We start from the raw sequence: 20,664 nt of genomic DNA, 5'->3' as shown, positions 1-20,664 counted from the left end.
AATCTTTGGAGGAACTTATGCCTTGGTCGGAAGAGGTTCAGGCTATATGCGGGAAATAGATGACCGCTACTTGTAGTTTAGCCAGTCCTGATTTATCTTACAAGGCACTCTGTTATTGCGCGCTTACTTTACAAACATAGATTTTTCTGAAATTGAGTCTTCAAAATTTGATTTATTAGTACAGTAAATATAGATACGAAAAGAGAGGCAATTTGCCTCTCTTTTATACGCTCATACCCTCTTTAAGGGCTTTAATATTCAATTCATAAAATCTTTTATCTACAAGCTCGCCTATTACTGATTCCCAGTCTAAACCCGTAAGTCCCAGCGCCTTTATTAAGGTGCCTAGCATAAGGACGTTCTGTGCTTTGATGTTTCCTATTTCCTCGGCTTTTTTAGCGGCATCCACCATTTTTGTATTAGGTACTGCAGCTTTAAGTTTTTCTATAATTCCTTCCGGATATTGTTCCGTACCAACAAGTACAGGAACGGAATAAATTTCATAATCGTTTACTACCAAGGTTCCGCCCGGCTTTAAATATTCCAGCCACCTTACGGCTTCCACCTTTTCAAAGGAAACAATTACATCAGCTTCACCTACGCCGATTAGGGGAGAATAAACCTTTTCTCCGAATCTTACTTGGGTGGTAACGCTACCCCCTCTTTGTGCCATACCGTGAACCTCAGACATTTTTACATCATATCCAAATTTAACCAAACCTTCGGTGAGTATTTTGCTTGCCAGTATTATACCCTGACCACCTACCCCTACGAAAAGAATGCTCTTAGTTTCCTTCATCTTATTCACCCACCTTTTCGATTGCATTGAATTTACATACCTGTTTGCACAATCCGCAGCCATTGCACATTTCCTTGTCTATTACTATTTTTCCGTTCCTGAATGAAATTGCCGGACATCCGGTTCTTAAGCATACCTTGCATTTTTTGCAGTTATCTTCAATTATAGAGCAGGACAAATGTGCTCTCTTCTTCTGCACTTCCTTTATAAGTGCACAGGGCTGTTTTGTAATTATTACAAAGGGCTCGGTAGATTCATAAGCTTCTTTTACAGCTGCTTCAGTGGTAGCTAAGTCGTATGGGTCAACAACTCTTATATTTTTAAATCCTATTGCTTTTACCATCGTTTCAATATCAACGGCTGCGGCAATTTCTCCCTTGGCATTCTTGCCTGTACCCGGATTTTCCTGGTGTCCCGTCATGGCAGTTATACTGTTATCAAGTATACATGTTACAATAGGACTGTTATTGTAAAGAACATCAATAAGGCCTGTGATACCTGAATGGAAAAAGGTTGAATCACCGATAAAGGAAAATACTTTTGCATTCCTCTGAGCCATCATGGATGCCTTTTGAATTCCTATACCTGCTGATATTGAAGCGCCCATGCAAATACATGTGTCAGTAACTCCTAAAGGCTGAACGACACCTAGAGTGTAACAGCCTATATCTCCGGAAGAGATAATATCTTTATATTTGCTTACGGCATAGAAAATGCCTCTGTGTGGACATCCGGGACATAGAACGGGAGGGCGGCTTGGAACATTTACATCTACAGAATAAGTCTGTATTTCTTCTACAGGCAGCAGTGCTCTTCTTATAATGTCAGGATTCAATTCGCCGCATAATGGGATAAAATCTTTTCCTATGCAGTCAATCCCAAGATTTTTAACCTCTGTTTCGATGAAGGGCTCGTTTTCTTCAATTATATATAGCTTGTCAACTGCTTTTGCAAACTTCTTTATCATCAAATCCGGCAACGGATAAGTCATGCCTATTTTTAAATAAGATGCATCCTTACCAAATACCTCTTTAGCATATTGATAGCTTACACCGCTGGTTATTATACCAATATTTTTTGAACCCCATTCTATCTTATTAAGGAAACAATCATTGGAATACGCCTTTAATCTCTTTAATCTTTCCTCAACTTCAATGTGCTTTACTCTTGAATGGGCAGGCATCATTACATATTTTTTAACATCCTTAACATAAGGCTTTACACCAACCTCATTTCTTTCACCAAGCTCTACAAGTCCTTTGCTGTGTGAAATCCTTGTAGTTACCCTGAATAACACTACGGTATCGAATTTTTCTGAGATTTCAAAGGCATCCTTTATATAATCCTTTGCTTCCTGACTGTCTGAAGGCTCCAGCATTGCAACTTTTGATGCTCTTGAATAGTATCTGTTGTCCTGTTCATTTTGAGAGCTGTGCATCCCCGGGTCGTCTGCCGTAACAAAAACCAGCCCCCCGTTAACCCCTTCATAGGCTATTGTAAACAACGGATCAGCAGCAACATTTAAGCCGACATGCTTCATGGCTGTTAACGAGCGTGCTCCGGCTATGGACGCACCGCAAACCACTTCTGCTGCCACCTTTTCATTGGGTGCCCATTCTGCGTATATTCCATCATATTTAGTAATGTTTTCTAAAATCTCTGTACTGGGAGTACCGGGATATGCTGCCGCAACCGTACATCCGGCTTCCCACGCACCACGGGCAATTGCTTCATTGCCGGAAAGCATCTTCTTCATTAAAATATCCTCCTCAATAAAACTAAAATATTATTTATGGCTTGCTGCGATACTGCCGAGAGCTACCGAATATAGCTTAGATTCATGTGAATCGGCTCTGGATACCAGTACGATGGGGCATTTGGCCCCCATTATTACTCCGGCACATTTGGCATTTGCAAAATAGGTCAGAGATTTTCCTAGAAGATTCCCTGCCTCAATGTTGGGCACAAGCAATACATCCGTTTCACCTGCAATAGGGCTTGTCAGTCCTTTATGCTTTGCTGCCTCCAGGCTTATGGCATTGTCCAATGCAAGAGGGCCGTCTATGATACAATCCTTTATCTGTCCTCTTTGGTTCATTTTTGACAGTACCGCCGCATCAACCGTCGACGGCATATCCGGGTTGACCACTTCCACCGCGCAAAGAGGAGCAACTCTTACAGGTTCAATATTAAGCGCTTTTGCAACCTTTACGGAGTTTTGTATAATCTGTACCTTTTGATTCAAATCAGGATAAGTGACCATGCCGCCGTCGGTTAATAAAAGCAGCTTGTGATATGACGGGATGCTGTAAACCATGACATGGCTCAATAAATTATTGGTTCTTAATCCAACTTCTTTATCCAGCACCGCCCTTAAAAGGTCTGCAGTACCAATTATCCCCTTCATTAAAAAATCTGCCTTGCCTAAGGAAACCTGGCTTACGGCAGTTTTTGCTGCTTCAGCATCCTTTTTGACATCGATTACTTCATAATTTCCTAAATCAATGCCGCACTCCGATGCAATGGCAGTAATTTTATCGCTGTCTCCGACCAAAATACCATCTATAAGATTAAGCTTTCTGGCGTTTTCCACAGCTATCATTACTTCTGAATCCTGAGCTGCCGCTACTGCCAGTTTCATCTTTTTTGATGCTTTGGCCAATTCCATCATCTGGTCAAAATTTTTTATCATATACTTCACTCCTGCATATTTATACTATTCACTCTTTTATATACTATTTTATCAAAATGTTTGAAATTATCAAACAATTTTTAACAATAAAATACCGTCAATTATTTGTTAATTTATTAGTTCAACATTATTTATTTCTGTGAAAACAATACTCTCAGAAGAAATTTCGGTATACTTATAAGCCTTTTTATCCTCCAGGGCTCACAAGAAACCCTGTACAGCCACTCCAACCCCAGCTTTATCATCCACTGAGGAGCCCTGTTTACTTTGCCTGCCAGTACATCAAAGCTTCCGCCCACTCCCATTAACAAACTGCAGTTCAATGCATTTTTATACTTTGATATGAATATTTCCTGCCTGGGAGCTCCCATGGCAGCTAAAAGCACGTTGCTGCCGCTTTTATTTATATCATCAATAATATACTGACAATTATTTATATCAAAATATCCGTTATGAAATCCTTTTACATTAACATTATATTTTTCACTGCTCAATTTTGCTGCTTTCTTTACCACCCAGTCCTCCGCTCCCAAGAAATAAAAGCTCATACCATGTTTTTCCGAAGCTTTCATTATATCTTCCATGACATCGATTCCTGCTATTTTCTCGGTTATTTTCTGTCCCGTTAATTTGGCGGCTATAAGCACCCCTATTCCATCGGGGATTATATCAGCTTCATTGCAAAGGCCTAAAACATCGCTGTTGCTTTTGGCGTTATATAATACCTCCGGGTTTCCTGATATTATAATTGCTCTTTCACCTCTAGAAAGCCTCTTCATAAGCTCATCTACATATTCATTTTTGCTGCAATTGTATATATCAAATCCTAGTATGTTAACCATTTGTTTCACCTTCGATTATGCTTTTGTAGGAGTCAAAATACCTCTGGCAGAATTTATCCATACTGTAATTTTCAATTACAGCATCATGGAGCTTTTTTCCCATGGAAGGAAGGTTTTCTTTATTCATAAAGCCAAGCTTCATTTTCTCATATATATCATCTATATCATTTGGATTAACTATAAATCCATTTTCTTTATTCACTAGTTTTTTAATATCTCCCACATCGGAGCATATTACTGCTTTGTTTACAATTGCTCCTTCAAGAACGACCAGGGAAAAGGTTTCGTTAAAAGAGGTTAAAATATTTATATCCCCTGCATTTATATAATCTATGGCATTTTCTTTTCTTCCTGTAAAAATTACCTTGCCATCCAGACCAAGCGCTGCTGCTGTACTTTTCAAAGTACTTTTCATTTCCCCGTCTCCAACCAAAAGCAAATACACATCCTTTAATTCCTCTGATAATTTTTCAAAAGCCTTGATTAAATTAATGTGATTTTTTATGGGGTGCATCCTGGCTACCATTGTATATACAAAGGAATCCATTTTTATTTTATAGTTTTTCCGTATTTCATCAGGGCTTTCAATAATTTGCACATCAGAATTTATTCCGTTGTTTACCACATATTTTTTACTTTCCATGCCTTTTTTTTCTAAAAGCTCCTTTATCTTTTCAGATACGCATATGTGACTTTTAAAGCTCTTTATGGCATATGAATTTAAAGGCGTAAATAATAAATACTTCAGTTTATTGTTTATAAAATCATATCTGTAATCGCTGTGAATGGTAGTGACACAGGGAGTCTTAATATCTGCCTTTAAAAATACATATATAAAATTGGGATTAGCTCCATGAAAATTCACTATGTCAATTTTATTTTTTAATATATAATTTTTTATATTTTTAGAAATGCTCAAATCAAACCTTGATTTTTGGTGAAACAATACCGTTTCTATACCCTTTTCCAAGGCTTCATGGTATAATACACCTTCATTGATACAGCCTATAATGTTATTAAACAAGCTGCCTGAATTTAAGCAGAGATTAAGCAAATGGGTTTTTGCCCCGCCGCCGTCATTTCCTGAAATTATATGTAAAATACGTATATCTCTCACCTGCCACTTATAAAATAAAAAGGAGGTCTTTCCCCCTTTGAATATATCTATTATTCATTATTGCCCTTTTTGTAAATGCTCATGGATATAATATTTTTATATTTATTTTCTTTTATAACCCTTTTCATGAGCTTGCCTTCGGCTTCATATCCGGCTTTTTGAAAGCATTTTATGGCCCTTTCATTTTCTTCGATTAATTTTACGTATATAGTGTTAAGATTCAGCTCATACATAGCATATTCAGTAAGGGTTTTAACACAATCATAGCCATAGCCTCTGCCCCAGCAATTTTTTGCATATAATACCACTCTTATTTCAGCAGTACCGTTTATCCAGTCTATATCATTCAATGAGCCTAAGCCTATGGGTATCTCATCTTCTGTTTCAATTAAAAAATGCTTGGCGTTTTTTTCTGAATATATCTGCTTTATTAAACCTTGAAGGGCTGTTTTTGATACAGAATATATATTCTCGGCAAGATATTTTGTAACTTCTCTATCGTTATGCCATGAAGTGATAATATCTGCGTCATCTAATTCTGGTACACGCAGAATTACATACTCTCCTCTAAGCATTCATCACTTCCTCCTTTAGCTAACTCTTCGTATTCACTCCGTAATATCCCCATGTGATATACGTCATGATATTTTCCGTTCCTATAAACGCCTTCCCTCATTATTCCTTCCACTTTCATGCCGCAGCTTTTATAGGTTTTTATTGCTCTTTTGTTATAATCAAATACCCAAAGCCCTACCCTGTTTACATTGAGGTCTTCAAAGGCAAACTTTAATAACAGGCTCATGGCCTCAGCTCCATAATCCTTATCTCTGCTCTCTTTATCCCCTATGAATACAGAACATGTACACTTTTTATTTATGTAATCGATATCTGTCAGCAAGCAGCGCCCCACAGGCTTCTTGGAATCCTTCTCAATTATGGTAAAGTCGACTGAATTTTCGTTATCCTGCCGGGTGTAGAACTTATCCATTAATTCATCATAGCTTTTAAAATCCATAACCATATCGTAAAGCTCTTTAAGCTCTACGTCATTTGACCACTTATGGATAGCTGCTATGTCTTCCTTTTCCATTCTCCTGATATAGACCTTGCTTCCTACAATCACATCATCATCCCTTTCGCATTAACGCACATTTATAATACCAGTATAATTATAACAGATTTTATATAATTAGGACAAACCATTAAACTATTATATTATACTATCTTTTTATCTCCACCACTGTAACACCGATACCGCCTTCGCCGTAGTTGCCCGGCCTGTAGGATTTTATATGGCTGTGATGTTTTAACATGTCCATTATACCCTGCCTTAATACTCCGGTACCTTTGCCGTGAATTATGGTCACTTCACTTAAAGAAGAAAGATAAGCATCATCCAGGTATTTATCAACGTTTATCAGGGCTTCGTCCAATGTCTGGCCCCTTAAATCAATGGAAGATGTAATGACATTTGTCCTGCCCGATAATGCTCCTGCAGTCGTGTAGCTTTGAGCCTTTTGTTTAGTATCTTCCTTTCTCTTAAGGTTGGAAATATGGACATTAATTTTCATAATTCCTACCTGAACGGACACTTCACCTTTGATATCCGGAGATGTCAAAGCAGTACCGTTTTGATTAAGAGTTTCTATAAATACAGTATCTCCAGGCTTTACATCCTTTAAGGGCTTCAGCCTGCTGTCAGATACGGCTGATTTTGAAAGCTTTTCATCTGCTTCATCTAAGCGTCCCTTAAGCTTTTTCCTTGCTTCTTCAATTTGCCTGTTCCTGTCTGCCTCTGCCTCCTGGGCAGCCTGTCTTATCTCCTTAATTAAAGCATCGGCTTCATCCTTTGCATCCTTTATAATATTGCGGGCTTCTCTTCTTGCCTCGCTTATTACCGCATCTCTTGCCTTCTCCAGTTTCTCTCTCCTGTTTTCGTATTCTTCCCTTATCTTTTTAATCTCGGCTTTCAGCCTTTCGGCTTCTTCCCTCTCCTTGTTTGCTATTATGCTGTTTTTCTGAAGGCTGGTTATGAGCTCTTCAAATTCCAATGAATCCTTTGATATTAAATTTCTGGCCTTTTGAATTATATAGTCTGAGAGCCCCAGCCTCTTTGATATTTCAAAGGCATTGGATTTTCCCGGTATACCTATTAGAAGCTTGTAGGTTGGCCTTAGGGTTTCAACATCAAATTCCACCGATGCATTTTCTACACCTTCTCTTTGCAGCGCATATATCTTAAGCTCGCTGTAGTGAGTTGTTGCAATTACCTTTGCCCCTCTTTCATAGAGTTCATCCAATATAGCCATGGCAAGGGCGGCGCCTTCCGTCGGGTCCGTACCTGCTCCCAATTCGTCAAAGAGGCATAATGAATTGGAGGTTGCTTCCGCCATAATTCCAACAATATTTGTCATATGGGAAGAGAAGGTTGAAAGGCTTTGCTCTATGCTCTGTTCATCTCCAATATCTGCAAATACCTGGTCAAATACAGCTACCGTTGAATTCTCACTGGCAGGGATTTGCAAGCCTGCTGCAGCCATTAGTGTTAAGAGCCCTGCAGTCTTTAATGTTACCGTCTTACCTCCGGTGTTAGGCCCGGTAATAATCAGCTCGCTAAATTCTTTTCCAACTATAATATTGTTAGGCACTACCACATCAGGGTCAATCAGCGGATGCCTTGAATTTTTTAAATTTATATAGCCTTCATCGTTTATTGAAGGAGGCATGCATTTTAAATCAATGGCAAGCTTGGCTTTGGCAAATATAAAGTCTAATTGGGATAATATATCGTTGTTTACACTTATATTATCAAGGTTTTCTTCTACCTTTTGAGTCAGTTCGGAAAGAATCCTCTCAATCTCTGCCCTTTCCTTTGCTTTTAATTCCTTTATGGCGTTGTTCATTTCAACTACAGCCATAGGCTCTATAAACAAGGTGGAGCCGCTGGAAGACTGGTCGTGTACAAGGCCTTGAAAGCTTCCCCTGTGTTCTGATTTTACAGGCACTACAAATCTGTCTCCCCTTACCGTAATTATTGCATCCTGCAATGCCTTTGAGTATTCGGAAGACCTTATTATACTGCTTAATTTATCCCTTATGGCGCTGTTCTTTTCTTTAATCTGCCTTCTTATATTGTATAAAGTCGTGCTTGCCCTATCGGACACTTCTTCTTCGCTTATGATGCAGTTAGAAATTTCATCCTCAAGGCTTTTTATGGATGTCAGACCCTCAATATAATCCTTAATAATAGGGTAGTTTTCCTTATTGTCATCCATATAGCCCTTGATTCTCCGGGCACACCTTAAATGGTCGGATATCTTAAGCAATTCCCCCGGGTCTAAAACCGAGCCGATGCTCACCCTTTTTAGAGCAGGCCTTATATCATTCAAGCCCTCCAATGGTGCGCTGCCCTTTCTTAAAATAATGCTTACAGCCTCGTCCGTCTCCTCCTGCATTATTTTAACCTCTTTCATATGACTTGAGGGAATTAAGTTTTTGGCAATTTCACTGCCCATGGATGATAATGCCCTGTCCGAGAGCATATCGATAATTTTATTAAATTCAAGTACCCTTAAAGTCCTTTGATTCATTCAAGTCCACCTCTTATTTTATTCTACTCCCCTGTAATAGTGTCCTTTGGTATATCCTCTTTTCTTTATGTCTGTTACCATGTCATTTACTTTGTCAGTTAGAGGCAATTTATTTTGAACAGAATTTAATGCCTCCTTAAAGGCACCTACTATATTCTCAACCTCATCTTTGTCCTCATCCAGAAAATTGAGCCTGTATATATCTATTCCGCTGTCCTTTAATTCGCCTATGCTTTCCAGCATGGATAGTATTTTTGAGTTATAAATGTGGCTCCTGCAAAATTGGTCAGTGACTACGGGAAATTCCATCCCCATTCTGTCGGTCAAATGATGATTGCCATTATTGCTGCATGCATTATTGCATTTGTCATTGCTACCTCCGACAGGGCAGTATTCGCTTACCATCATTTCAATACGTCCATAGCATAATGCTTCACAGTTATTGATATATGGCGCGATTTTTGAAATTTCATTTATGGAAAGCTCCGGCGATAAAGATACAAAATCGCATCCCATATTTAAAAATGTTTCGGCCGTTAAATGATTGAATATATTCATGGAAAAACCGGCGGCAAAATTAATGCCTTCATCCATACAATATTTTACTATACCAGCATTCTCTGCGTATATGCTATTGGCACCGTATTCCACAGCTTTTTTTAATTCTCCTGCAATAATATTATACTCTTTTTTTATAATCCTTGGGCTGGCGGCATAAACCAAAACGTCATTCTCCTTGCATAATTCAACAGCCTTCTTATAATCCATTAAATGTCCTCGAAGCTTTGTGCCTCCGAGTATTATAATATCTGCTCCGCCCTTTATTGCACTTTCAACATGGGAAGTGTTGTTAACCTGCACGCTTAATCTTAATTGCTTTTTTTGAAGCTCTATCCTGTTCTCAAAATGTTTTTCTGCTTTTTTCTTTACTAAGTTTATAGAAACATTTTGCGGTATATATCTATTTATTCTTAAATTAATAAGCTCATCCACTGCTTCCCTTCTCATCTGGTTTATGGCGCTTAAGGGCAGGGACAAATTATCATCAAGGTCAGCTGATATATCATCCATTATAAATGGAGTACCGCCCAGTTTGTTGATTTGTGACTCAAGCTTATCTTTTGTCAAAGGTATTTTTCTGGCCTCTTCCGGCACCATGCCTACAGCCTTTGATTCAAATTCATCCTTGTCAGTTAAAATCACCTCTGAAGGTTTATCTCTTTTAACGGTCATTTTTGCACTTACAGGTATCTTTATTACAGGATCAACGTTTTTATATACTTTTTCAAGCTTAGCATTCAATTCTATATCAAAGGTTTTATATACGCTGTCTCCTACCTCTCCGCCGCTGTAATCCACCCAATTTTTTTGCCCAGGGTGTGCTTCCTTTACCTGTGTTCCTTTTACCCAGATCCTGTCTACTGTAAAGCCTATATTGTCATTGTTTTTCTGCCATATCTCAATACCGTCACCTTTATTAAGCTTTTCCTTTAAGTCTATTTCCATCTTTTTTTCTTTTCTGTTAACGGCAGATATGCTTCCTATATATAATCCCCAGTTTTTAGGACGCTCCAAGCTCATCATGTCAGAGGTGCCTTTATTAAAGAGATGGGCTGTTGTGAAGCCTCCCCGGTTGAATATTTTAGTCAGGTCCTTTATATCTTCATCAGTAACCTTTGATTTACCTGTATTTTTATAATTATCAATTGCTTTTCTGTATATTGATGTTACCGCTGCGACATATTCAGGCTTTTTCATCCTGCCTTCTATTTTTAGTGATTTTATTGGGCTGTTTAATATGGTATCGATATGTTCAATAGTGCTTAAGTCCTTAGGGCTTAACAAATAGCCGCTTTTGAGATTGTTTCCCCCTTCTGTAAGACTATACTTTTGCCTGCAGGGCTGAGCGCATCTTCCCCTGTTTCCGCTCCTGCCGCCGATCATGCTGCTCATAAGGCACTGTCCTGAATAGCATATGCAAAGAGCCCCGTGTACAAATACTTCTATTTCAGCAGGTGTGTTTTCACCTATGTATTTTATTTCTTCAAATGAAAGCTCCCGTGATAAAACCACCCTTTTATATCCTGAGTTATATAAAAAATTTACACCTTCAAGATTATGAGCAGTCATCTGGGTACTGGCATGGATTTCAAATTCAGGCAATATATCTTTTACAAGCTTTCCTGCTCCTATATCCTGTACTATTATGGCATCAACGCCGTTATTATATAGATAGGCTGCATATTCCGGAAGCTCTTTTAACTCCGAATCCTTAAGCAATGTATTTACGGTAACATAAACCTTTGCCCCTCTTATATGGCAATATTCAATTGCCCTTTTAATCTCTTCATCATCAAAATTACCTGCAAACTGCCTGGCGCTGAATTTCTTTCCGCCAAGATATACGGCATCGGCGCCGCTTTCTACCGCTGCAATTAAAGAATCCATGCTGCCTGCAGGTGATAATAGCTCAATATCCAACATTTATAATCAATCCTTTAAAACTATTTCTTTGCATATATTTAAATTATACATAAACTATTAAGTTCATACAAAAAGTTTAAGCAGCTCCTTGGCTGCTTATACACTTTCCGCTTCTTTATTACCTTTGTAATTGAGCTTATATTCATCAAATTCCTTTTTAAGCTTTACAATGTCAATCTGATTCTGCAGCAGCTGATTTTGAAGCTCTATAAGCTTATGCTTTGATTCAGACAGCTCAACCCTAACCCTTTCAAATTCCTTCTGTTTATTTTCCTTTTCACGGCGCATGAGCTCATACTCACGGTAGGAATTTGAAAGCTCTTCATTTTTAATTGCATATTCCTTATACAATTTCTCGTATTTTTCATTAAGAGCGCTTAATTCCGCATCCTTTTTCTCAATTTCCTTTGAAAACAATGCAGTGCTCTCAGTCAGTTTACTGTTTTCTTCCACCAAAACACCATGCTCGGTTTTTAAACTGGTAAGCTGCTTAAGCGGGTCTTCCACTTTGCCCTTCAATTCATCGTATTGTTTTCTTAGCTGGAACAATTCATTGGCAATATTCAAAGCAGACAATACAGATGCAAAGGTTGGGTTAAGCTTTATATTATGTGAAGAAAGCTCTTTTATCTTGCTGTCAACGTATGCTGCGATTACACGCATCTCCTCGTCGCTTTCCTCTCCTCTTATTATGTACTCGCTGCCATTTATCGTAACCGTTACTTTATTCTTTTCCATAACACGCATCCTTTCGTGTTTATAATAGATATATTATTCTTTATAAAAAATGTTTTTCCTTCTGCTTTTCAGCCAATTTACTCATTTTCTTTTAAATTCATCAGAGTCCAAAGATTCAAGAAATCCTGTATATAAGGCTAACACTGTACTTTTTACTATTATATATTCTCTGACCCGGTCACGATATTTTCCCGGGCAGCTTTTATTCTTATCAGTCTCTGAAATGTAAATCCCTGGAAGTCAAAAGAACAATATACAACTATATTATGCTTTTGCGGAAAGAATAAGATTATTCATAAGCAATATAAAACAGCGATTCAGCGTCACTGTTTTATATGATAGTATTATTCAATTAATGTATCATCTAGAGCATATGCATAATGCGATTCTTGCACATATTGTTTTCCCTTTGCATCTTTATACACAATCTTAAGTCCGGAAGTATATGCTTTATTTGCTTGGGATTTTACAGCAAGAATAAGATTATATGCATCTCCAGGTTCAATAACCGCGCCTTCTGCTGGTATCCGAGAATTGAAATGGGGAAACTCATCTGTTAATACGATTGGCCATTTTTGAACACCCAAAAGTGTCTTTTCTTCACCGATTTCCATAAGTGAAGTTTCTACAATAGACATATCTATAGCATCAATCAATGATACGTTATTTATGGTAATAGAATCGTTTCCTATATTTCTTATAAACAATATACTGAATGACCAACTATCTCCTGCTTGATTTTTATGCATACCAGCCTGGCCACTACCACCATCGTCTACTAGTAGAGGATAATTATTCGCATTATTAATGGAGCATGCATTTAATATAAGTGAAATTGATAACAATAGATAAAACAACAGATTAACAAATTTTATTTTCAACTACTTTTCACCCAAACCCTCCCATTAGTAATTGGAGCATAATCAGTTTCTCCATAAAGGTATCCTGTAGAATTGAAATGGAATTCTAACTTTGAAGTACTTGAATATCCACAACGTGAAGATAAATCAATTCCGATAAGCGCGTTTAGTCTCGCTCCATTTGACCAAGTTGTCGCTGTGTTTGTTTGCTTTATGTAGCTACTTCCTGCAGCATAACTCGATTTAATTCCACCGGTAGGTATGGTAGTTTCCCGTGAAGTTTGAGCACCTCCAGCGAATTGATGTGCCCTTACTAAATAGTACCATGTACCATCTCCTGGAAAGCATACCCATCTTGCAAATTTAAACTGTGTATCCATGAACCGCGCTGTTGGGGCTGAATATAAAGGAAATCCAACTGCAGATGTGCTATTACGTGATATTGTACCACTTGGTGAAAATGAGCCATATGAACCTGAGAGCGAAAAGCCTACACCAATAGTACAAGATGCACCCGATTCAAAAGTAAACTTTTCAGTATAACCACTATTCCCAATGAGAATATTCCCGACATTAACCCACTGAGCAACAGGATAAATTTCTTCAAGTGATTCACTATAAGCAGGTGCCATATCATTTGATTGGAATGAATCTTTAGGAGGTCGCGGTACCAATGTAATATCGGCATATATTCCATTATACACTTCTCCGTTAAATTTATCAGCATATGCAGTATCTATTGGATATATTATTTTAGTTTTATCTTTATTTTCTTCTTTATCAGCTTTCATTATACTAAAACTTGTTGAATTAATTCCTGTATCAGTTAAAGTGACAATTTCGCAATCCAACGAACCGAATTTTGACCATGATTTTTCTATATCAGCTTTTGGATCAATACGTAATACATAGCTCCCGTCTTTATCTGAAACTGTTTTACCAATGGGTGTTCGAGTGAAGCTATCACCTTCTTTTAATTTTTCAAGTTCATCCGAACTTGGCCATGCATAAAGCTGAACAGTTGCATTAGCAACAGGTGTAACCCCGTCCTCTTTAAATATTTTACCGGTTGCAACCGGTGTATTTGCTAATTCTTTAGAATCTGTTACTCCTGAGAATCTTATTTGATACTCATTACTAGATGTGATATTTTTAGCTTCAGACAAATTTCCTGCATATATGGGGGTTATAATCAGCACTTGTACTAATACCAATAAAAGGCAGATTGATATCGTAATCTTCTTTTTCAATTTTTTTACCTCCTGATATTAATTTAATTTTATACTTTTTTATTCTACGATGTTGTATATTTACATATCTATCTCCTCCTTTGTTTTACTTTTTTAGGCTTAAAATCTTTCTCTATAGTTAAAGACCTTTTTAAAAAAGAAATGTTACATCTTTTTTTGTTAAATTTTTTAAAAAAGAAATGTAACATTTTATAAATTTATAAGTCTTATATTTATAGAAAATAATTTCTTATAAACGAAGGGAGAATTATAATGTATAAGTATGTAAAATCGATTATTTTAATCCTGGCAATTTTCCTGTCTTTTCATCAACTGGCTTTTGCAAGTGAAAAACCGATGAAACCGCCTAAACCTACAGAGGGTATTGAATCAATAGACCCTAAATATGGAAGCAGTAAAGATATCAATATTATTTTTTCTCTTGATGCATCATCTCTTCTCTCAGATTGGAATTGCTCAATCACTAATACCGGTACAAAACTGTCTTTAAATGGAGAAAGTACTGCATACAATATTGCCGACCAGCTAACTCTTACTTTATACCTTCAAATATGGGATGGTTCAAACTGGATAGATATTAACTCATGGACATGGAATTCATATTCATCTTCTTTTATTAGCAAAGCAACTACTTCTTCTTATCAGAGTAATAATTACTACAGGGTACGCGGGGTACACTATGCGAAAAAAGGTTCTCAAGAACAAACTCAAAATTCTACTTCATCATACATATATATCCCATAAAAAATAGGGGGTATTTCCCCCTATTTCATTGATTTTAATATTTTCAATGCAGTTTCTACATCCATGGTTACATCTAATTTATAGCTTATATTACCTATATCCCATAAAATTTTGGTGAACTCGTTGTCATAATTAACAATGGTGTATTCTACTCCATTTATTTCCAAGCGCTTAATTTCAGTATTTTCATTAATATTTATATTCATAGACATTTTTGTATTATTAGCCAGGCTTTTTTGAACTATCTGAATAAAGTTATCTTTATCCTGTCCGTTTAAATTGTAATATACGAAAATAACTGTTTCTGGGACTATCTCCGGCTCAGTTACATCCACCACAGAAAGTTTATATCCTTCCGGAATATACCCTGGTACAAGGAGTTTAAAATTTACTTTATTCTGAGCATCAATAACCATTGAATTATTATCAGTAACATTTTCTAATCCAGGACCGGTATCTTCATTGTTACCGATGCTTTTATCAATTGTAAATGTATTACCCGTAAATATTTCTATGTTTTTTATTATCCTGTCGGCAAAGGCTAAAACCGGCTCCTGAAAACTTATAAATAGTCCGGTCATTACACTCATTATTATACCGGCTGCTATTAAAGGCTTTAACCTTTTTAATTTTTCTTTTCTTCTTTCTTTTCTCAAATTAATTAAAAATTGTTCCCAGGCTTCTTCTTTAGAAGGGCATACAATGCTGTCGTATTCTTCTTGCAAAGCTTCTTCAATTAATTTATCAATATTATTATCAATATCTCTAATCATTGCTATTATGCTCCTTTACCCCAAGATATCCCTTTAATTTATTGAGTATTTTAGCCTTTGCCCTCAATGCTTTAACCCTCAAAGTGCTCTCTTTTACATTGGTTTGCTCCGATATTTGTTCATATGTAAGTTTGTCTAAGTATCTTAAGATAATTATCTCTCTTTCTTCAATACTAAGCTCTTTTATATATTTTCTTAACTCCTGTATTGTCTCAATGTATTCATACGATTTTTCAGGGGTATTAAAATCCGTTAATTCAATTATGTAATCCTGCATTTTCCCGTCTTTATCAAATAAAGAAATGGTATTGTTTCTGTTGTTGATTTTTTCTCTTAGCATATCATTTTTTACATTCAGTGCTATAGTAAAAACCCACTGACCGAACTTATTTTTATTTTTTAAATTACTTATATTTTTATAAGCTTTTAAAAATGCTTCCTGGGTGACATCTTTTGCAAGTTCCTCATCTTGTGTGATAATCTTCATAATTTTATAAATTCTATCATAATTGCTTTTGTTCAATTGCCTTTATAATCTGATCATGGGCTTTGTTTATTTCATCATCGGGATCTCATACATATACGCTGACAGGTATATAGTACTTTTCCTGAATCGAATCAAAACTTTTTACGAAATTCAGTTACTTTCCAGCTGCTATCAATCTTTTCTATTGTTATCATCATAAAATTTATAAATTCCTTACCGATTGGTCTTGGCAATGTATCTCTAAAAACATCTTCCTGAGTTTGCTTTTCATATACAAGAAGTTCTATATATTTCTTATTATCTTCAGCAGTCAGATTTGCCGGTCCAAGGGTCAGCACAATTTCTTTGTCCGTTAAGCCGATTATATCCCCGTCTTTTCCATTTTTATATTTATTTAACCATTCTTTTGCAATTTCAATCTGATGCAATTCGGAAGCATCATTATATTTTATAATCGGCAGTTCGGTAGAGACTTTATCCAGTATATAGCTTGTTTCGTCTAAATACATTAGTACCATATGTCTGATCCTTTTTTATATTTTCCGCTTATTTCAATGGCAATTGGTTCTGAAATTTGAGGATTTCCGGCTTTATATTTGATTCCATAGTATTTGTAATTAACTTCCATAGGCTCAGTGTAAGTTATATATATCCATATTCCAAAAACTATTAAGAATGTAATAAAAATTACAAGACTTATATCAGACTGCATTTTATCTTTAATATACTTAATCATGATAATAATCACCTTTTTAAAACTATTAATTAAACCTAGTCTCCAATTTGACTCGTTGCAAAATGAAAATGTAAAAAAATATTGATAAACCGCAGCATATTTGCACAGTCATCAGCCCATAACTTCCGCGATGAGCAGCAACTTCTCCGTCAGTTCTACGTCACCCTCATACCAGACAATTAATACTTTATTTCCTTTATAGACAACAAGCACCTGCTGACCATTATCTGATCCAAATACAGCGCCGTCGAAAAGATTAGTTTCGATGTGAACTTCCCAAACTGAGAGACAAAATCGTTAAGAAAGAACCCCTTCTCCGCCATATCAGCGAGCCAGGCTTCAAAGCTTGGTATGTCGTACATATTTACGGGGATGAATCTTCTATACAGTTTTTTATCACTCATTACACATCCTCCCTTCAGCTATACAAGTCCGGTTAGATCTAAATACAGCTGAACATATATTATAACTTCTTCTAGTGGCATATGTACACCTCATTCTATACAAATTTTATATAAGTAATCCAAGACTATTTCAAAAATTATAAATTATTATCTTCTTCAATAATTAAAGGAAGGCCACATGAAGGACATTTTTTATCGGCTGGATTAACATGTGAATGGCATGCAGGACAAATATCAATATTTGTCTCGTTAATACTATAGTCCTCGCCTTTATCATATTTTTCTATATCGCTAGTTTCAGAATTCTTACTGCTTAATATTTTCAGAATCTCCCTTATATTTTCGGCTGTTTCAGAACCATCAATTGCTTGTCTGATAACCAAAAACAGTATCCATAGGCCAATACACCATAAAGCTATATTTATCAAGGATTCTATAAAGTACATTCCCCCTAAACTTATATATAATTTCCTTTATTTCTTAAAATAGATTAATTATAAGAATTTTAAAAATACACACTCGGCCTGAAAATTCCGGTACATATGAAATACTGTTTCGGCGTAGCACGATACAAGAAATAATTACGACTATCTATTTTATATATTTATAAGCATTCTTAAATACAACAAATAGAGCAGGGCTTACAAACCCTATGTTATAATTGAACTTTTGATGGGTATCCGTCAAAAATGTCTTTTAACTCATCAACATTTGATTTGCGGAAGATACCAAAAATGCCGATTTTTATTCTATCTATAGATACCTCTTCAATTTCTTCAAATTCTGAATTAATTTTATCACGAAATACCCGGAGTTTATCCCGGACACGAATAAGATATTTTAATTGTTCCTTGCCGATTTTATCATGCATAGTCCCCTTTATAATATACTCTATCTTGGACAGTGGATAGCTTATCCCGCCAATATTAGGAGACATTTGAGCATACCTCGCCAAAGTTATCATATGGTCAGCATATTCTTCAATCAATAATTCATTATAGTCTTCTCCCTCACACAAATCTACCACGTCGTCAATAGTACTATGCACATTTATTATTGTTACATAATTAAGCATCAATGGTTTCATTGTATTTGAATCTATAATGTGCACAAATAAATACTAGAAGTAGAGTTCCGGCTATTATCGAAGCAGTTAAAATTTTCTTCCTCAAATTTTTTACCCTCCCAGAGATGTATCAAATAGTTTTACATATATCCTTATCACTTCTTCTACAATCACCTCAACCCCCGGGATATACTCATAAAACCGAAAAGTTAAATATTATATATACCGATAAAATTTGCATTTATAATATAAGACTGTTTTTACATTAAAAAGTTACAGTATTTTTATAAAAAATTAACAGTATGCCTTATTTGTTACAAAATGGCTTAATATTGACACATTATTTTAAATACTTATACAATAAAATCATAATCTTTCAGAGATATGAGGATTTTAATATGAATAAGAAAAGGATTCTTGGAATTACCATCCTGGCGATTTTTTTATTAATTTTACTGCTGATTATGCAGAATGTTAATCAATCACCATATGATTTTTTAAAAAGCAGGAAGGGTAGTAGCAGGTCAGAAAATGCAACGGAATTTCTTTATCAAGCCGATATAGGAAATAAAGAGTATGCAGTTTTCTATGTCAATGAGAATGGACATGCAGCATGTGCAATAATAAGAAGAGGCATATTTACTTACAGTTTACTTAGAATAAGCTCTGAAGTGTTTTTAAATGAACCTGGAGCATTTTTTCATTTTAGTTCGTATAATAAAGGTCGGAACTGGATATATTGGGGTATTATACAAGATGAAAATGTAAAAAAAGTATTGATAAACAAAACCGAAGCAAATCTTGTAGACGCTGTATACAATTTTAGAATATGTTATTTAATGGGTGCCGGAAAAGAAGAACCTCCGCAACCTGAACTTATTTATTAAAGAGGATTTACCGTTCATACGTCATTATTTAGAGTGTAATTTATTTTGTGTAAACCTCTTGAATTAACGCTAAAATACAATGGTTTACATAATAGGTTGCTTATTAGTATTGATGTATGTATTTTTACACATGATTAGAACGCTGTCAACAGATAGTTGGCAGCGTTCGTTTTGCTTAATCCCTAATCTATGTCTGCCAGGGTAATCCTACCCTCAAAATATATGCACAACTGCTCTAAAATCTTGCCCCAGTCCCATGGCCTGCCGTTCCACTTCTTGGTGATATCGATCATTGAAAGATCAGCATTTTGAATAGAGCATCGTCAGTCGGGAAAATAGTCTTGGATTTTGTAACCTTCCTTCCTGAACTGCCGGTTGAAGTTTTCTATGGAGTTGGTCGTGTATATGATCTTCCGCAGTTCCAGCGGATATTTGAAGTAGGTAGCCAGCTGCGGCCAGTTATTCCGCCAGGATGCGATGGAGTTCGGATATCTGCTGCCCCATTTCTCTTCCAGCTTATCTAACTCCTGCAATGCAATCTCTTCTGTTGTAGCTTGATATACACGTTTCAGATCAGCCATAAACGGTTTTATATATCCTTGTATGAGATAAACTTCGTTGTGTAGCGTATCCGATGGACTATACACCTCTGTATCTCTGTTTGTGGGAATACAGCATGGATTGCATCACCAAAACCGGTAAGCCCATCAACGGATACAATCATGATATCCTCAACACCACGGTTCTTAATTTCGTTTAGCACTCCAAGCCAATATTTTGCACTTTCATTGCCGCCTACCCACATACCAAGAACTTCCCTGGACCCGCTCAGTTTGATTCCTATGGCTATGTACACGGCCTTTTTCACAATGGCATTATCTTGCCTTACATTGTAATGGATAGCATCCATGAAGACAATAGCGTACTTCCTGTCAAGAGGTCTGTTCTGCCATTCTCGTGCTATCGGTAGTATACGATCTGTCATCTTGGAGATCATCTCAGCAGACGCATCGACACCATATACTGTCTTCAGGTGATCTGAAATATCTCTAGTCGTCATTCCTTTAGTGTCAATTTTCAAAATAAACTAGGAAGTTTTTCTCACATTGTAATCGGAAGTAAAGGTCCACTTTTATCAAATTAAAATAGACGTACAAAATTAAATTAGGAAATTTCTCAATTTGTACTGGGAATA

Annotated in this window: 21 protein-coding genes and 1 pseudogene; 2 read left to right on the top strand and 20 right to left on the bottom strand. The window is 36.3% G+C overall.

Going from position 1 to position 20,664, the window contains the following annotated elements:
- Positions 1 to 223 precede the first annotated feature (223 nt).
- From OXPF_RS00145 to OXPF_RS00090, 12 genes are all read right to left on the bottom strand, one after another.
- Positions 224 to 799 (bottom strand): indolepyruvate oxidoreductase subunit beta, encoded by a 576-nt coding sequence (locus OXPF_RS00145; protein WP_054873197.1) that lies wholly within the window; start codon positions 797 to 799, stop codon positions 224 to 226.
- Position 800: 1 nt separating this feature from the next.
- Entirely contained in the window at positions 801 to 2,555 is a 1,755-nt protein-coding gene (iorA, locus tag OXPF_RS00140; RefSeq protein ID WP_054873196.1) for an indolepyruvate ferredoxin oxidoreductase subunit alpha, read from the bottom strand.
- Between the two features lie 30 nt (positions 2,556 to 2,585).
- Positions 2,586 to 3,491, bottom strand: a complete 906-nt coding sequence (locus OXPF_RS00135; protein ID WP_054873195.1) for a phosphate butyryltransferase — start codon at positions 3,489 to 3,491, stop codon at positions 2,586 to 2,588.
- 131 nt (positions 3,492 to 3,622) lie between these two features.
- Complete coding sequence (locus OXPF_RS00130) at positions 3,623 to 4,333, bottom strand: WecB/TagA/CpsF family glycosyltransferase (RefSeq protein WP_054873194.1); 711 nt, start codon at positions 4,331 to 4,333, stop codon at positions 3,623 to 3,625.
- On the bottom strand, positions 4,326 to 5,450 hold the full coding sequence (locus OXPF_RS00125) for a glycosyltransferase (protein WP_054873193.1): 1,125 nt from the start codon (positions 5,448 to 5,450) through the stop codon (positions 4,326 to 4,328). The genes OXPF_RS00130 and OXPF_RS00125 overlap by 8 nt, the downstream gene beginning before the upstream one ends.
- 50 nt (positions 5,451 to 5,500) lie before the next feature.
- Positions 5,501 to 6,025: a GNAT family N-acetyltransferase gene (locus OXPF_RS00120; RefSeq protein ID WP_054873192.1), complete on the bottom strand. Its 525-nt coding sequence runs from the start codon at positions 6,023 to 6,025 to the stop codon at positions 5,501 to 5,503.
- Positions 6,004 to 6,573 (bottom strand): GNAT family N-acetyltransferase, encoded by a 570-nt coding sequence (locus OXPF_RS00115; RefSeq protein WP_054873191.1) that lies wholly within the window; start codon positions 6,571 to 6,573, stop codon positions 6,004 to 6,006. The genes OXPF_RS00120 and OXPF_RS00115 overlap by 22 nt, the downstream gene beginning before the upstream one ends.
- A gap of 97 nt (positions 6,574 to 6,670) precedes the next feature.
- Complete coding sequence (locus OXPF_RS00110) at positions 6,671 to 9,040, bottom strand: endonuclease MutS2 (RefSeq protein WP_054873190.1); 2,370 nt, start codon at positions 9,038 to 9,040, stop codon at positions 6,671 to 6,673.
- A gap of 18 nt (positions 9,041 to 9,058) precedes the next feature.
- The gene (locus tag OXPF_RS00105) at positions 9,059 to 11,524 is read right to left on the bottom strand and encodes a U32 family peptidase (RefSeq protein WP_054873189.1); all 2,466 of its coding nucleotides are present in this window, start codon (positions 11,522 to 11,524) and stop codon (positions 9,059 to 9,061) included.
- A 96-nt stretch (positions 11,525 to 11,620) separates the two neighbouring features.
- A complete protein-coding gene (locus OXPF_RS00100) occupies positions 11,621 to 12,262 on the bottom strand; it encodes a cell division protein ZapA (protein WP_054873188.1) in 642 nt (213 codons plus the stop codon).
- A gap of 344 nt (positions 12,263 to 12,606) precedes the next feature.
- Complete coding sequence (locus OXPF_RS00095; RefSeq protein WP_054873187.1) at positions 12,607 to 13,143, bottom strand: hypothetical protein; 537 nt, start codon at positions 13,141 to 13,143, stop codon at positions 12,607 to 12,609.
- On the bottom strand, positions 13,140 to 14,372 hold the full coding sequence (locus OXPF_RS00090) for a hypothetical protein (RefSeq protein WP_054873186.1): 1,233 nt from the start codon (positions 14,370 to 14,372) through the stop codon (positions 13,140 to 13,142). The genes OXPF_RS00095 and OXPF_RS00090 overlap by 4 nt, the downstream gene beginning before the upstream one ends.
- A gap of 252 nt (positions 14,373 to 14,624) precedes the next feature.
- On the opposite strand from OXPF_RS00090, the gene OXPF_RS00085 reads away from it, so the two are divergent.
- Positions 14,625 to 15,116: a hypothetical protein gene (locus tag OXPF_RS00085; RefSeq protein WP_054873185.1), complete on the top strand. Its 492-nt coding sequence runs from the start codon at positions 14,625 to 14,627 to the stop codon at positions 15,114 to 15,116.
- 20 nt (positions 15,117 to 15,136) lie between these two features.
- Here the strand turns inward: OXPF_RS00085 and OXPF_RS00080 are convergent, their stop codons facing one another.
- The 7 genes from OXPF_RS00080 to OXPF_RS00050 all read right to left on the bottom strand — a co-directional run bounded on the left by OXPF_RS00080 (position 15,137) and on the right by OXPF_RS00050 (position 18,627).
- Positions 15,137 to 15,889, bottom strand: a complete 753-nt coding sequence (locus OXPF_RS00080; RefSeq protein WP_054873184.1) for a DUF4367 domain-containing protein — start codon at positions 15,887 to 15,889, stop codon at positions 15,137 to 15,139.
- Complete coding sequence (locus tag OXPF_RS00075; protein WP_278308328.1) at positions 15,882 to 16,412, bottom strand: RNA polymerase sigma factor; 531 nt, start codon at positions 16,410 to 16,412, stop codon at positions 15,882 to 15,884. The genes OXPF_RS00080 and OXPF_RS00075 overlap by 8 nt, the downstream gene beginning before the upstream one ends.
- Positions 16,413 to 16,507: 95 nt before the next feature.
- Positions 16,508 to 16,894, bottom strand: a complete 387-nt coding sequence (locus tag OXPF_RS00070) for a hypothetical protein (protein WP_054873182.1) — start codon at positions 16,892 to 16,894, stop codon at positions 16,508 to 16,510.
- A complete protein-coding gene (locus OXPF_RS00065) occupies positions 16,885 to 17,112 on the bottom strand; it encodes a hypothetical protein (RefSeq protein ID WP_054873181.1) in 228 nt (75 codons plus the stop codon). Before OXPF_RS00065 ends, OXPF_RS00070 begins: the two co-directional genes overlap by 10 nt.
- A 179-nt stretch (positions 17,113 to 17,291) precedes the next feature.
- Positions 17,292 to 17,516 (bottom strand): hypothetical protein, encoded by a 225-nt coding sequence (locus OXPF_RS00060; RefSeq protein ID WP_054873180.1) that lies wholly within the window; start codon positions 17,514 to 17,516, stop codon positions 17,292 to 17,294.
- A gap of 137 nt (positions 17,517 to 17,653) precedes the next feature.
- Positions 17,654 to 17,962 carry a hypothetical protein gene (locus tag OXPF_RS00055; RefSeq protein WP_054873179.1) on the bottom strand — a complete coding sequence of 103 codons (309 nt, stop codon included), beginning with the start codon at positions 17,960 to 17,962 and terminating at the stop codon, positions 17,654 to 17,656.
- Between the two features lie 209 nt (positions 17,963 to 18,171).
- Positions 18,172 to 18,627: a hypothetical protein gene (locus OXPF_RS00050; protein WP_160317112.1), complete on the bottom strand. Its 456-nt coding sequence runs from the start codon at positions 18,625 to 18,627 to the stop codon at positions 18,172 to 18,174.
- Between the two features lie 353 nt (positions 18,628 to 18,980).
- On the opposite strand from OXPF_RS00050, the gene OXPF_RS00045 reads away from it, so the two are divergent.
- Positions 18,981 to 19,469, top strand: coding sequence for a hypothetical protein (locus OXPF_RS00045; RefSeq protein WP_054873177.1), 489 nt, complete (start codon positions 18,981 to 18,983; stop codon positions 19,467 to 19,469).
- A 182-nt stretch (positions 19,470 to 19,651) separates the two neighbouring features.
- Here the strand turns inward: OXPF_RS00045 and OXPF_RS23560 are convergent.
- Positions 19,652 to 20,553, bottom strand: a pseudogene (locus OXPF_RS23560) (IS256 family transposase); the annotation flags it as partial.
- Positions 20,554 to 20,664: the final 111 nt, after the last annotated feature.

It is taken from the genome of Oxobacter pfennigii (assembly GCF_001317355.1).
Classification (GTDB): domain Bacteria; phylum Bacillota; class Clostridia; order Clostridiales; family Oxobacteraceae; genus Oxobacter; species Oxobacter pfennigii.
The sequence above is the reverse complement of the archived record's forward strand: the minus strand, read 5'-3'. Positions and strand labels throughout refer to the sequence as shown.